This window comes from Streptomyces sp. NPDC007095 (assembly GCF_040634475.1).
Lineage (GTDB): Bacteria > Actinomycetota > Actinomycetes > Streptomycetales > Streptomycetaceae > Streptomyces.
On the sequence record NZ_JBEYFS010000050.1, the window covers coordinates 47,345 to 59,084 of the forward strand.

Below are 11,740 nucleotides of genomic sequence, written 5' to 3' on the forward strand. Positions count from 1 at the left end.
CGACTAGGCACAGGCCAGCCGGGGCCTCGTTTGGAGTCACCCCCAGCGTGCCGCGGCGACCGCTCACGAGTGCGGCTGGTGCAGGAGCGCGCGGAAGAAGGGAGTGAGCACCGTCCGGGCCCGGTCCCGGTCGCGCAGTTCGTCGTGGCCGAACCAGAAGACTTCGTATCCCTGAAATGGCTCCGGCACTACGGGCGGCCCGACTCACCATCGAGCCCACCACCGAGGACGATAAGCCACCCGCGCGCCGCCCTCAGGCCTACGGCTGGTCGATGAACTATGCCGCCGCCCGCCATTTCTACGAGCGCGAGGGGCACCTTCGAGCGCCGAGGAAAAGTACGAGATGCACGCCCTGGTGGTATGCCCGGAGTGCGGCCACGAATGGGTGCCCGCCGAGGGCGGCACGGATTCCGGCGCCCCGGCGGAGCGCGTCGGCAAGGATTCCGTCGGCAATGTGCTGCGGGAGGCGACTCCGTGGTCGTGGTGAAGGCGCTCAAGGTGAAGGGCAGCCCCTCGGGGATCAAGGCCGGCACCAAGGTGCGCGGCATCCGTCTGGTCGACGGAGTCGACGGACACGACATCGACTGCAAGATCGATGGTTTCGGGGCGATGCAGCTCAAGTCGAGCATGGTCAAGAAGGGCTGACCCGCCCGCCCCGACCGCGGGGACGGCCCGGCAGCAGCAGGATGTCGAATTGCAAAATTATGCAATTGGTTAGATGCTGTGTTTACTATGCCTGCAAGGTAGCCGCGGGCGCAGCGTTCGCTTGCCCCGGGAGGGGTGCTGTCGAGGAAGGCGAGGAGTCGTGTCCGTTCCGCTGTACCAGGCCAAGGCCGAGTTCTTCCGGATGCTGGGGCATCCCGTACGGATACGGGTGCTGGAGCTGCTGCAGGACGGGCCGATGCCGGTACGTGATCTGCTGGCCGAGATCGAGGTGGAGCCCGCCAGCCTGTCGCAGCAGCTGGCGGTGTTGCGCCGCTCGGGCATCGTCACCTCCCAGCGGGAGGGCTCGACGGTGATCTACGCGCTCGCCAGCGGGGACGTAGCCGACCTGATGCGGGCCGCGCGCCGCATTCTGACCGAGATGCTGGCAGGGAAGAACGAGCTGCTGGCCGAGCTGCGGGAAGCCCAGGTCGCCGCGCGATGAGAGTCTCCGCCGGCTGGTTCGGGGCCCGGCTCGCCGCGCTGCTGCCTGGCCGTACTGATCTGGCCGAGATACGCCGCGACCCGCGCCGGGACCTGCTGGCCGGCCTCACGGTGGCGATCGTCGCGCTGCCGCTCGCGCTCGGTTTCGGCGTCTCCTCCGGCCTCGGCGCCGAGGCGGGGCTGGCGACCGCGGTCATCGCCGGTGCGCTTGCCGCGGTGTTCGGCGGATCGAACCTGCAGGTGTCCGGGCCGACGGGCGCCATGACAGTCGTGCTGGTGCCGATCGTCGCCGAGCACGGACCGTCCGGAGTGCTCACGGTGGGACTGATGGCGGGCGTGATGCTTGTCGCGCTCGCCCTGCTGAGAGCCGGGAAGTACATGCAGTACGTGCCCGCCCCGGTCGTCGAGGGCTTCACGCTCGGCATCGCCTGCGTGATCGGACTGCAGCAGGTCCCGAACGCCCTGGGGGTGCCCAAGCCGGAGGGCGACCGTGTCCTCGTGGTGACCTGGCGCGCCCTGGAGGCGTTCGCGAAAAACCCGAACTGGACCGCCGTCGCCTTCGCCCTCGCGGTAGCCGCGGTCATGGCCGTCGGCGCTCGCTGGCGGCCCGCGATCCCCTTCTCCATCCTCGCGGTGACCGCGGCCACCATCGTTGCCCAGGTGGCCGGCCTGGACGCGGCGAAGCCGATCGGGGACCTGCCGTCCGGCCTGCCCGCACCGTCCCTCGCCTTCGTCGACCCGGGCGCGCTCGGCTCGCTGCTCGCCCCAGCCGTCGCGGTGGCGGCACTGGCCGCCCTGGAGTCGCTGCTGTCGGCCTCGGTCGCCGACGGCATGACGGTGGGCCAGAAGCACGACCCGGACCGCGAGCTGTTCGGGCAAGGCCTGGCCAACATCGCGGCCCCTCTGTTCGGCGGTGTACCCGCGACCGGCGCGATCGCGCGGACCGCGGTCAACGTCCGTACCGGCGCCGGGTCCAGGCTGGCAGCCCTCACCCACGCCGCGGTCCTCGCGGTGATCGTCTTCGCGGCGGCGCCCCTCGTCTCCAGGATCCCGCTCGCCGCGCTCGCGGGTGTGCTGCTGGCCACCGCGATCCGCATGGTCGAGGTTGGCTCGCTCAAGGCGATGGTGAAGGCCACCCGTTCCGACGCGCTGATTCTCGTCCTCACCGCCGTCGCGACCCTCGCGCTCGACCTTGTGTATGCCGTGATCATCGGCCTGGCCGTCGCGGGCGCCCTGGCCCTGCGCGCCGTTGCCCAGCAGGCCCGCTTCGACCAGGTGCCGCTCGACCGCGGTGACCACGGCGCCGAGGAGCACGCGCTGCTCGCCGAGCACATCGTGGCCTATCGCATCGACGGACCGCTGTTCTTCGCCGCCGCCCACCGCTTCCTCCTGGAGCTGACCGACGTCGCCGACGTACGGGTCGTCATCCTGCGCATGTCCCGGGTGTCGACCATGGACGCCACCGGCGCACTCGTCCTCAAGGACGCGGTGCAGAAGCTGAACCGGCGCGGCATCGTCGTCCTGGCCTCTGGGATACGGCCAGGTCAGCGCCAGGTCCTGGACTCCGTCGGCGCCCTCGACCTGCTGCGCGTCGAGGGCCGCGAGTACGCCACCACACCCGAGGCGATCCGTGGCGCCCACGACTACCTGGAGATGGCCGGCATCCTGCCCGCAGCCTCCGTTCAGACGACCCCGAAGCCCACGACTGCCAGCGAGGAACCCGCTCGATGAGTACCCCGTCCTCCATCCTGCGCATGATCGAGGTCTCCGGCGCGGAGGCGGTCTGGCTGCTGGAGGGCAGCGCGCTGGGACGCCTGGTGTACGTGCAGCGGGAGCTGACCGTCGTACGTCCGGCCCGGCATGTGTGGGAGTACGGCCGCCTCGTCGTGCGCACACCGGTCCAGGCGGCCGCGGTCCCGCTGACGGCGACTTATCACGTGGACGAGGTCCGCGCCGCCACGGGCACCGGATGGACCGTCACGGCTGCCGGACCCGCCGAGGTCATCACCGACCGCGACGAGGCGGCCCACTACCGGCGCACTCTGCGGGGCTGGACGCACGGACCGCACGACACCCTGCTGCGCCTCCGTCCGCAGACCGTGACCGGCTTCCGCCTCGCCCGGGCGGAGGCGCTGTGAGATCGCAGCTCGAAACCCTGCCCTACCGCCATGTGCTGACTCTGCCCACGATGCCCTCCGCGGTCCGCACGGCCCGGGAAACCGCCGAGCAGGCCCTGGCCGAGTGGGGCATCGGCCTGCGCCATCCCACTGTCGGACCGGCCCTGCTCATCCTCAGCGAGCTGGTCACCAACAGCGTCCGGCACGCCGTCGACCTCTCCCCGCAGATCACCATCATCTACGCGGCGAGCAAGGACTGCCTGGCCTTCGCCGTCCATGACCGCCACCCCCACCAGCCGCCGCTGTACGGGGCGGTGACCGGCAGAGGGACGGGTGGCCTGGCCACCGTCATGGAACTCACCCTCGGACTGGGCGGTACCGCGGTCGTCCGCGGCGACGCCGACGGCCAGGGCAAAAGCATCTGGATCACGCTGCCCCTCTGATCCGCATGACCGACACGACCGATCCAAACCGGCCGCCCGCGCAAGGAGGTTCACCACCATGACCATCGAATGGCAGTACACCGCCGGAGAGCACTTCGGCCTCCTCTCCCTCTCCGGATACCTCGGCCCGGAGGGCGCTCATCGCTTCACCGGAGCCATCGACTGGGTGATGGCCCGCGGCACCGGACCGGTCGTCGCCGACATGACCGGACTGCGCGGCTGGTCGCTGGAAGGGCAGCTCGCCGTCACCGAGGCCGCCCGCCGCCTCACAGGGAAAGGCCGCGGTCTGGAACTGGCCGCGATCCCCGCCGACGGCTCCCTCGTCCCCGACGGCGACTGCCCGCCCATCGCCGTCCACAGCGACCTCGCAGCGGCCCTCGCCGCACACGGGGCACGCGACCAGGGCGACGAAGGCCGACACGAGTAGCGGACCGGCGGCTGGCCCGCCTGACCGCCGGGCAGCGGGGACACTGACCGTCGGGGCCGACGGCGGTGGGGCGGCACTTGAGGCGGCAGTTCGGGCACTTGTGCAAGGCGACGCCCAGGCCGCGCAGCGGGGTGATTCGCACTCATGCCTCCCCCATACAACGTATGGAGTTGCTGATCTTAGCAACTCATGAGGTCATCACTACTGCATTCGGACGGCTGGGTTCTCGTGCGCTGATTCGGTGTGGCCGGTGGCGCGGGCGAGGATGGGCCGCATGTGTTTGACGAGTGGGTGGATGCGATGCGCCAGGGAGCGGCCGGTACGGCCGTGCTGTTGTGTCGGGGAGGGGACGCCGGCATGAGTACGCCGCTGTACCAACTGAAAGCCGAGTTCTTCAAGACGCTCGGGCACCCGGCACGCATCCGTGTCCTGGAACTGCTGAGCGAGCGTGAGCACGCGGTGGCCGAGATGCTGCCCGAGGTGGGCGTCGAAGCGGCGCACCTCTCACAGCAGTTGGCCGTGCTGCGACGGGCGAACCTGGTCAAGACCCGCAGGGAGGGCTCGACCGTGTACTACTCCCTGACCAGCCCACACGTGGCGGAGCTGCTGCGGGTCGCTCGGACCATCCTGTCCGGGGTCCTGGCGGGGCAGGCCGAGCTGCTTGCCGATCTGCAGGCCGCCCAGCCGCAGCCGAAACCGCCGTCGTAGCGGCGGCGGCCCACAATCGGCGGCCGCCTCCCACGAGTCGACAGCGCTCTGTGGTGCGGGAGGCGGTCGCTTCACACCGAGTGACGTAGCTCCGGTCGCAGGTGGCCCGTCGGACACCCGCGGACAAGTCCTCACCGGGTCAGGGAGGGTTCATGGGCCTGCTGCGCAAGATCCGGGACACCGGGCGGGTGGCCGAGCCCTCTCCGCCCATGCCGGAGGGCGAGCGGCCGCCGGGTTCGGCGGATCGGTGCGGCTGGGACGCTCGCGGAAGGAGCCGGACAGGCGGGTCCCGATCGCATCCACCGTTTTCCTCGCACGCACCGCCGCCTGCTGACCACGATCACCCCAGAGCCGAACCGCCAAGCCGACGCTGCCCGATGGACACAGCTGCCCCATCTGTTACAGCGGCAAGGACATGACCAGATCGGTGGTGGCGAAGCCAAGCGAGGTATACAGCGCTATCGCAGTCTCGTTGTACGCGAAGACATGCAGTCCGATCCGTACCGAGCCGAGTTCACGGGCGAGGTCGGCACCCGCGAGCATCACCGCCCGGCCGTAGCCGCGACCGCGCAACCCGGCATCGACCTCGATGTCGTAGATGAATGCCGCAGTCTCCGTTCCATGCGGGCGCAGATTCAGCCAGATGATGCCCACACGGTCGCCGCTCGCAGCATCCCGGGCCAGGCAGAGATGGGTGTCATTGGTGGCGAGCCCGTCGGGCAGCAGCCGGGCCAGGTTCTCCGCGGACTTCGCCGCAGCCTCCTCGGCCGTCCAGTTGCCCGAGGTCACATTGCTGGCAGCGTACTTGACCAGCATGTGTTCGAAGTAGGCCTGGAATTCGGCCTCGGTCATCGGGTCGAGTCGCACCTGCGCAGACGTCACGATCCGGAATCTACCCGCCGGCCCGGTCGCTGATCCAGATCGGGTGCGCGGCCGCTCAGCCCTCCCGGTGGATTTGGATATTGATGTCCGCGGTGCCCAGCGCGATCCACAGTCCGACGTACTGCTCCATCGGCCACGCGGTGGACAGCCCGCCGAGGTCCAGTATCCGGTCCGGCCCCAGCCGAACTCGCCGACCAGCGCGGCTACGGTGTCTTTCGCCGCCTGGTCCTCGCCGCTGACGATGACCTGGCCGACCGGAGACCTGCCCGGGCTCCATCATCACGGAGTTGCCCACCGTGTTCAATGTCTTGACGACCACGGCCTGTGGCAAGGTCCGCTGGATGTCCTCGGCCACGCTCAATACGTCGGCCACGGCCGGGAGGGGAAGCCGCCCCTGAAGTCCAGCGGGAGCGTTATGCCCGCCGCCAGGCCCGTCGTCCGCCCCGCCAGTCCTCAGAACGGATCGCACGGTGGAACACGACAGTGCCGAGCACAAGCAGTGGCGGACGAAGCAGCGCCACACCGGACGGCGTGAGGACTTCCTCGAAACCCAGGCCGCGGTCGCCTGACTGGCGTCCGAGCGATCAGCACGGCGACCCACCCATCGAGAAATTGGCACCGCCCTGTGTCCAGAAGAGCGAGCGGTCGTCACAACTTGCCCAACTCGTACGGACCTTGGCCTGTAACGGCCAAGGCGCCTGCCATGATCGCCATCATGGGGATACACATCGCACCAGCCGGGGTGGCCGACTTCCACCAGGTCCTGACCGATCACCCCCGTTACTGGGGCAAACGCGATCTTCGGTCGCTGCACCTTCTGGCACTGGTGCAGGAGTTCGGGTCTACCTGCTTGGTTGCCCGAGCCGAGGACGGAATCCGTGGGTACATCTTCGGGTTCGTCACCCCAGGCGGCACCGGGTACGTGCATCTGATCGCCACACGGGTCGACGCCCGTGGGACCGGTCTCGGGCGTCGTCTGTATACGGCGTTCGCCGAAGCGGCGGAACGTCACGGTGCACGGCAGTTGAAGGCGATCACGTCAATCGAGAACACCGGCTCAATCGCCTTCCATCGCAGCCTCGGCTTCGACACGAAGATCGTCGACGACTACAACGGCCCTGGCCTGGCTATGGCCGTCTTCCACCGAGACCTGCCGCTCAACGTCTCGTAGCCCTGACCAACCTGCCGTCACTGGGTATCGCTCCCCAGGCCGTAAGAGGTACTGACCAAGACGTTGGACATGCCCGTAGGCGATCAGGCGCGTGGCGAGGCCGGGGCGTGCCTCGTGGATGTCACCGCGCCGCTCCCATCGGATCGAAGTCGGACGGAAAATGCCCAACCCGAGCCGTGTTCCTGGCCCCGTTCGGTAATGACCGGGGACGAGTGCCATATGCCCGCAAAGGCGCCGGCACCTGTCGTGGCCGTAACCGCGGTCGGCCGCTTGGCCGTCTCGAACTCGCGGGTCAGGCGGCTCCGGGACGCGGAGCGCGCTGGTGAGCCCGTTTCTTGAGCTCCTCCTCGCCAACCAACGTGAGCATCGGCTGACCGGGCTCACACAGCATGGTCACGACGAACTTGGTCGGTGCGTCCGACTGGGCGTTGCCGTCCTGATAGTGGATCACGTCGCCGCCCGGCTCCCAGAACGTCTCACCCGTCCTGACCACGCGCTCCGGCTCACCCTCGATTTCGAACCGGACGGCGCCGTCGATCACGTACCCGAAAGCCGGCCCCGAGTGGCGATGCGGCGGAAGCCCGGGGTGACCGGGAGGCCACTCGGCGAGGAGGGTCATCGCCGAAGCACCCTCCGGAATGAACGGTGGCTTCACGTCCTGAAGCGTCGTCAGGAATTCCTGAAGCGAGTTCAAGTCGAATGGCTGGGGGCTCTCTCCTGACACCACGAACACACCTCCCTGGACCTGCCCGGCACGCACTGTACGTCGGCAGCCGCCTGCTGAGGGCACCGAATCCAGGCTCCCTCCTGCCGGCCTGCTCCGCAATCCGGGCGCCCCTGAAGTCAGAATCTCGGCCGGCAACAAAACAGCGGCGATCAGCGAACAGACAAACACGTCCGAGGCGCGTCCTCCGCGTTTTCGGCGGGGACGCCATCACCGGTGGCGAGCACGGCTCGGGCCGCGGAAGCATCGAGCAGGCATCGCCAACGCTCGACGGCGGCCAGGCGCTCGCGCACGGCTGTCAGCTGTTCTTCCATTTCCTCCTCCCGCCGGCGGAGCCGGTCGAGGATCTCGCCGGCGGGAGAAGGAAATGGTGGACGTGTGCGGGTGCGGTCACGAGCGGCAGTCTCGCCGCGGCCCGGGGCGATCATGCCGGGCCGGGTGGCAAACCCCCGGATCGGGCGAAACCCGTCCGCAGGACTGGAAGATGATCATTCGTGGCGTGGAATCCGAACCCCGGCATCCTCCCCATGGGGCCGCGATCACGCCTGGTTTCACGTGCGTGTCCCCGGGGCGTGCCGCGTAGCGTGGACGGAGAAGGAGATGAGGATCATGGCCGGACAGGTATTGACCGAGGTCAGCGCCATCGTCATACCCGAGCGTGAAGCCGACCTTGTCGCCGCCTACCGTGAGCTCGTCGCTCGTACCCTGCCCGATGGACTGATCCGCACCGAGCTACTGGGCGGAGAGGACGGACACTGGCGCATTCAGACGCTGTGGCGGGACCGCGCCGCAGTCGACGCCGTGCGCGCGGCACCGGAGGGAATGGCAGCGCCCCGGCTCTTCCGTGGAGTCGGCGCGGAACCCGCCCTCGCACTGTTCGATGTCAAGGCTCACCGCATGGCACAGACCCGGCCGAGCTGAAGCCCACACCGTCCCAGTGGGCCCGTGTCCACGTGGGCAGGAGCGGTCAGCGAGCTCCTGAGACTCTGCGTATGAGGACCCAGGCCGGCCCGATCGCAAGCAGTACGGCGAGTGTCGCGTAGCCGGAGGTGAGGGTGGTGAGCGTGGCGACGGCCGCGACCAGCAACGGGCCGCCCGCATCGCCGAGTTCACGGCCCAGTTCGGCAGCACCCATGGTCTGGCCGAGCCGTTCGGCCGGGGTGGAGGCGGCCAGGGCGGCGAAGCCCAGGGGGGTGATCAGTCCGGTTCCGGCACCGATCAGAGCCGCGCCGGACAGCACCCCGGGCAGGCCCGGCAGCATCGCGCACCCCAGGCCGGCGGCGGTGAGCAGCAGACCTGCTGTGATGCCGCCGCGTGCGGTGAGGCGCCCGGCGTCCAGGGCTCGACCGGCCCGGGGCTGGACCAGAGCCGCACAGGCTGCGAGCACCGACACGGCGGCGCCGGTGGCGACGGTACCCAGCCCGGCCGCCCTGCCGGAGACGGGCAGGAAGCCCACGCCGACCGAGAGGGCGGCGGTCGCTGCGGCCAGCGCCGCGGTCGGACGGAGGAAGGCGGGGTGGGTCAGCCGCCGGGCCAGGTCGAGGACCGTCTGCCGGACCTTCGGCAGCGGAGGTACGACCGGGACCGCGAGCGCGGCCCATCCGGCGACCGCCGTGCCGAGCGACGCCAGCGCCGTGAACAGCAGCCGTAGACCTCCGGCCCACACCAGCACCCCACCGAGCAGCGGGCCGAGGGTGTAGCCGACGGACTTGTAGAAGCCGTAGGAGCCGAAGGCCCGGCCGTGCTTGGTGGCCGGGCTGAGCCGGGCGACCAGTGCGGAGGCGGACGGAGAGAAGGCAGAGGCTGCGGCGCCCTGGCCGAGACGAGCCGCCCACAGCCAGCCGGGGCTGTCCGCCACCGCGTACACGGCGGAGGAGACCGCGAACGCGACAAGCCCGCCCAGCAGCACCGGACGGGCGCCGATGCGGTCGGCGAGGGTGCCGAAGACGGGCTTGAGCAGGACCTCGGCCCCGTCGTACAGGGCGAGCAGGCCACCCAGCACCATCAGCGAGGTGACTGCGTCGTCGGAGAAGCTCCCGAGGTTGGCCGCGATGCCGTGGGCCCCGAAGGCAGTGGTGAACCCGGCCGCGTACAGGGGCCGCATCTGCCGGGCGAGGGCCGCCTGCGTTGTGGCTGCCCGGCTCATGTGGTCTCCCCCGGGGGCTCGTGCAGGGCCGCGAAGACGCGTTGCGCGTAGTCCTCGCAGGCGGCGGCACATTCCTTGAGCCGCTTCGCTGCCTCGGCCGTTTCCGGCGCACCGAACACATCGCGGGCGGTCAGATCGCGGTGCCAACGCCGCAGCCGCTCCAGCGACTGCTCCTCCTCTTCCAACTCGGCCAGGGTGAACTTGGCGATGCGGATCTCCTTCGCCAGTTCCTCGTCGAACTTGCCGCAGTCGGCCAGGAACTCCGTCCAGTCGGCAGACCGGGCGGCGGTGAACAGTGCCTGGAACCGGGCGGCGTCCTCAGGGCCGCGCCCGGAGGCGTTCAGGGTCACGGCCTGGCCTCCGGCCGCTTCGGTCAGCGCGATGGCCCGCGCAGTGCCCTCGGTGAAGACCGGTACGTCCGGTACGGCCCACACCCCCTGGCCCAGCGAGAGCGCACCAATCTTGCGCAGCTCACGCCAGACCGCCACCCGGTGCCGCGACGGTTCGGCGGCCAGCTTGATCACGAGGATGATCCAGCGGCTCCCTTGTTCCATGTTCGGCACATTAGGAAATGTATCAGGCGTTACATCTCCATCGTGCGGGCCAAGCCGCACCCGCGCCCTCGCCGCCCGATTATGGCTGACCCTCTATCAGCTGCCGCCCTACGCACCTGAGCTCAACCCCTTCGAGGGCGTGTGATCGCACCTGAAGCGGTCCCTGGCCAACCTCACCAAACACAGCATCGACCAGCTCACCGCGCTGGTGAAGACGCGGCTGAAACGGATGCAATACCGCCCACGCCTCATCGAGGGCCTCCGCTGCGGGCCATCGACGGCGAGGACAAGACCATCGCCGAGCTGGAGACGATCGCCGGGTTCGACGACGACCTGGCCGGTGAGGCAACCAGGGTCGCCAACCGGCTCCACGGCCTGCTCACCCAGATCCACCCCTCGCTGGAACGAGCCTGGGGCCGCGGTTGCAGCACCCGGCCGTCCTCACGCTGCAGACGTCGCTCGCCTTCAGTTCCTCGGCCAGGGTGGCCAGTTCGATGCCGGGGCCGAGCCGCTTGTGCTCGTGGACGACGAGCGTGGCGCGCACACCGCAGGCGCACAGTTCCCCGGCGAGGCCGAGCGAGACGAATCGGGAGTCGAAGGACTGCCGGGCGGCGGATGCACGGGCGTACGCCAGGCGGGCGGGCCCGACGGGTTCGGCGCCGGCGTTCCTCGGCCGGAGGCAGCTCGGCCCAGGCGGAGCCGGGCTTGCGCAGCGGGAGTCGGCAGGTTGAGCCCCTTGGCGAGTTGGGGCACGAGGCGGAAGCGGGCGGTGTAGTACTGGAGATGGCCACCTTGCCCTTCCCGGTCCGGCACGGCGAGCCCGCCGGGGCGGCAGAGGTGGACATCGGGCAGTCGTGCGATTCCACGCGCTTGAAAGTCGTAGCTCACGAGCCCTGACTGTTCCATGGGGGTGTTTCAGAGTATTCGGTGCTCCCGATGGGTCATCTCCATCGAAGGCATGATCACCGCGTTCCGGCGCGCTCGGATATCCGAAGCCACCGCGGCTCAAGCCACCCCGCCCTGTTCAGCGAGACCCTCCAGACCAGCCAAGCCACCGCTGCCTGACGGCAAAACATCAGTTGAGCGGATCCCACGGGTTTGCCCACATGTGGCGGGGATCACGTTGGGGGGAAAACCTGGGGCCCGGCTCGGGCGTCTAGCCGGTGTGAGATCAGTCAGGAAGGCACCGCGCACGCTGGACGAGGAGCGTCTCGTCCGGCTGGTGGCCAGGGGTGACCGCGCGGCGTTCGAGGAGTTGTATCGGCGCACCGCGCCGTGGATGGCATTGCGGCTGCGCCGACGCTGCGCCGACGAACAGATCGTCGCCCACCGACAGCGGTATGGAACTCTCGAAGATGGGGCCGCCGCTGAACAGCAGCACCGCGACGATCTCCTTGCGGCGTCGCCCGGAAAGTTTCCGGG

Annotated in this window: 15 protein-coding genes and 4 pseudogenes; 12 read left to right on the forward strand and 7 right to left on the reverse strand. The window is 69.5% G+C overall.

Annotated features, from left to right (window positions below; genetic code table 11):
* Positions 1–63 precede the first annotated feature (63 nt).
* Complete coding sequence (locus ABZ656_RS18950) at positions 64–189, reverse strand: hypothetical protein (protein WP_360269353.1); 126 nt, start codon at positions 187–189, stop codon at positions 64–66.
* 14 nt (positions 190–203) lie between these two features.
* Between ABZ656_RS18950 and ABZ656_RS18955 the strand changes: the two are divergent.
* From ABZ656_RS18955 to ABZ656_RS18990, 8 genes and pseudogenes are all read left to right on the forward strand, one after another.
* A pseudogene (locus ABZ656_RS18955) lies at positions 204–335 on the forward strand (helicase); the annotation flags it as partial.
* Positions 336–343: 8 nt separating this feature from the next.
* Positions 344–645, forward strand: a pseudogene (locus tag ABZ656_RS18960) (zinc ribbon domain-containing protein YjdM).
* Positions 646–805: 160 nt separating this feature from the next.
* Positions 806–1,147 (forward strand): metalloregulator ArsR/SmtB family transcription factor, encoded by a 342-nt coding sequence (locus tag ABZ656_RS18965; RefSeq protein ID WP_101406571.1) that lies wholly within the window; start codon positions 806–808, stop codon positions 1,145–1,147.
* Positions 1,144–2,877: a SulP family inorganic anion transporter gene (locus ABZ656_RS18970; protein ID WP_101406572.1), complete on the forward strand. Its 1,734-nt coding sequence runs from the start codon at positions 1,144–1,146 to the stop codon at positions 2,875–2,877. The genes ABZ656_RS18965 and ABZ656_RS18970 overlap by 4 nt, the downstream gene beginning before the upstream one ends.
* Positions 2,874–3,284, forward strand: a complete 411-nt coding sequence (locus ABZ656_RS18975; RefSeq protein ID WP_101406573.1) for a pyridoxamine 5'-phosphate oxidase family protein — start codon at positions 2,874–2,876, stop codon at positions 3,282–3,284. The genes ABZ656_RS18970 and ABZ656_RS18975 overlap by 4 nt, the downstream gene beginning before the upstream one ends.
* Entirely contained in the window at positions 3,281–3,706 is a 426-nt protein-coding gene (locus ABZ656_RS18980) for an ATP-binding protein (RefSeq protein ID WP_101406574.1), read from the forward strand. Before ABZ656_RS18975 ends, ABZ656_RS18980 begins: the two co-directional genes overlap by 4 nt.
* A 58-nt stretch (positions 3,707–3,764) precedes the next feature.
* Entirely contained in the window at positions 3,765–4,133 is a 369-nt protein-coding gene (locus tag ABZ656_RS18985; RefSeq protein ID WP_101406575.1) for a hypothetical protein, read from the forward strand.
* 357 nt (positions 4,134–4,490) lie between these two features.
* Positions 4,491–4,841 (forward strand): metalloregulator ArsR/SmtB family transcription factor, encoded by a 351-nt coding sequence (locus ABZ656_RS18990; protein WP_101406576.1) that lies wholly within the window; start codon positions 4,491–4,493, stop codon positions 4,839–4,841.
* Between the two features lie 399 nt (positions 4,842–5,240).
* On the opposite strand, the gene ABZ656_RS18995 is transcribed toward ABZ656_RS18990, so the two are convergent.
* Positions 5,241–5,723, reverse strand: coding sequence for a GNAT family N-acetyltransferase (locus ABZ656_RS18995; protein WP_360269338.1), 483 nt, complete (start codon positions 5,721–5,723; stop codon positions 5,241–5,243).
* 55 nt (positions 5,724–5,778) lie between these two features.
* The gene (locus ABZ656_RS19000) at positions 5,779–6,096 is read right to left on the reverse strand and encodes a hypothetical protein (RefSeq protein WP_101406578.1); all 318 of its coding nucleotides are present in this window, start codon (positions 6,094–6,096) and stop codon (positions 5,779–5,781) included.
* A gap of 330 nt (positions 6,097–6,426) precedes the next feature.
* Here ABZ656_RS19000 and ABZ656_RS19005 point away from each other — a divergent pair, with 330 nt between their 5' ends.
* On the forward strand, positions 6,427–6,894 hold the full coding sequence (locus ABZ656_RS19005; RefSeq protein ID WP_101406579.1) for a GNAT family N-acetyltransferase: 468 nt from the start codon (positions 6,427–6,429) through the stop codon (positions 6,892–6,894).
* A gap of 292 nt (positions 6,895–7,186) precedes the next feature.
* Here the strand turns inward: ABZ656_RS19005 and ABZ656_RS19010 are convergent, their stop codons facing one another.
* Together ABZ656_RS19010 and ABZ656_RS19015 are read right to left on the reverse strand one after the other, a co-directional pair.
* Complete coding sequence (locus ABZ656_RS19010) at positions 7,187–7,618, reverse strand: cupin domain-containing protein (protein WP_360269349.1); 432 nt, start codon at positions 7,616–7,618, stop codon at positions 7,187–7,189.
* A gap of 152 nt (positions 7,619–7,770) precedes the next feature.
* Positions 7,771–7,932, reverse strand: a complete 162-nt coding sequence (locus ABZ656_RS19015; protein ID WP_360269341.1) for a hypothetical protein — start codon at positions 7,930–7,932, stop codon at positions 7,771–7,773.
* 295 nt (positions 7,933–8,227) lie between these two features.
* On the opposite strand from ABZ656_RS19015, the gene ABZ656_RS19020 reads away from it, so the two are divergent.
* Positions 8,228–8,539, forward strand: coding sequence for an antibiotic biosynthesis monooxygenase (locus ABZ656_RS19020; RefSeq protein WP_101408316.1), 312 nt, complete (start codon positions 8,228–8,230; stop codon positions 8,537–8,539).
* Positions 8,540–8,585: 46 nt separating this feature from the next.
* On the opposite strand, the gene ABZ656_RS19025 is transcribed toward ABZ656_RS19020, so the two are convergent.
* The gene (locus ABZ656_RS19025) at positions 8,586–9,722 is read right to left on the reverse strand and encodes an MFS transporter (RefSeq protein ID WP_360269351.1); all 1,137 of its coding nucleotides are present in this window, start codon (positions 9,720–9,722) and stop codon (positions 8,586–8,588) included.
* Between the two features lie 38 nt (positions 9,723–9,760).
* Complete coding sequence (locus ABZ656_RS19030) at positions 9,761–10,318, reverse strand: Chromate resistance protein ChrB (protein ID WP_360269343.1); 558 nt, start codon at positions 10,316–10,318, stop codon at positions 9,761–9,763.
* Positions 10,319–10,582: 264 nt separating this feature from the next.
* Here ABZ656_RS19030 and ABZ656_RS19035 point away from each other — a divergent pair.
* A pseudogene (locus ABZ656_RS19035) lies at positions 10,583–10,767 on the forward strand (transposase); the annotation flags it as partial.
* Between the two features lie 716 nt (positions 10,768–11,483).
* A pseudogene (locus ABZ656_RS19040) lies at positions 11,484–11,645 on the forward strand (RNA polymerase subunit sigma-24); the annotation flags it as partial.
* Positions 11,646–11,740: the final 95 nt, after the last annotated feature.

What these genes read in the sequence shown, in the direction of transcription:
- ABZ656_RS18985 (WP_101406575.1), top strand. Translation starts at nt 3,765, where the DNA reads ATGACCATCGAATGGCAGTACACCGCCGGAGAGCACTTCGGCCTCCTC.
- ABZ656_RS18970 (WP_101406572.1), top strand. Translation starts at nt 1,144, where the DNA reads ATGAGAGTCTCCGCCGGCTGGTTCGGGGCCCGGCTCGCCGCGCTGCTG.
- ABZ656_RS19030 (WP_360269343.1), bottom strand. Translation starts at nt 10,318, where the DNA reads ATGGAACAAGGGAGCCGCTGGATCATCCTCGTGATCAAGCTGGCCGCC.
- ABZ656_RS18990 (WP_101406576.1), top strand. Translation starts at nt 4,491, where the DNA reads ATGAGTACGCCGCTGTACCAACTGAAAGCCGAGTTCTTCAAGACGCTC.
- ABZ656_RS19020 (WP_101408316.1), top strand. Translation starts at nt 8,228, where the DNA reads ATGGCCGGACAGGTATTGACCGAGGTCAGCGCCATCGTCATACCCGAG.
- ABZ656_RS18975 (WP_101406573.1), top strand. Translation starts at nt 2,874, where the DNA reads ATGAGTACCCCGTCCTCCATCCTGCGCATGATCGAGGTCTCCGGCGCG.
- ABZ656_RS19025 (WP_360269351.1), bottom strand. Translation starts at nt 9,722, where the DNA reads ATGCGGCCCCTGTACGCGGCCGGGTTCACCACTGCCTTCGGGGCCCAC.
- ABZ656_RS19015 (WP_360269341.1), bottom strand. Translation starts at nt 7,932, where the DNA reads ATGGAAGAACAGCTGACAGCCGTGCGCGAGCGCCTGGCCGCCGTCGAG.
- ABZ656_RS19005 (WP_101406579.1), top strand. Translation starts at nt 6,427, where the DNA reads ATGATCGCCATCATGGGGATACACATCGCACCAGCCGGGGTGGCCGAC.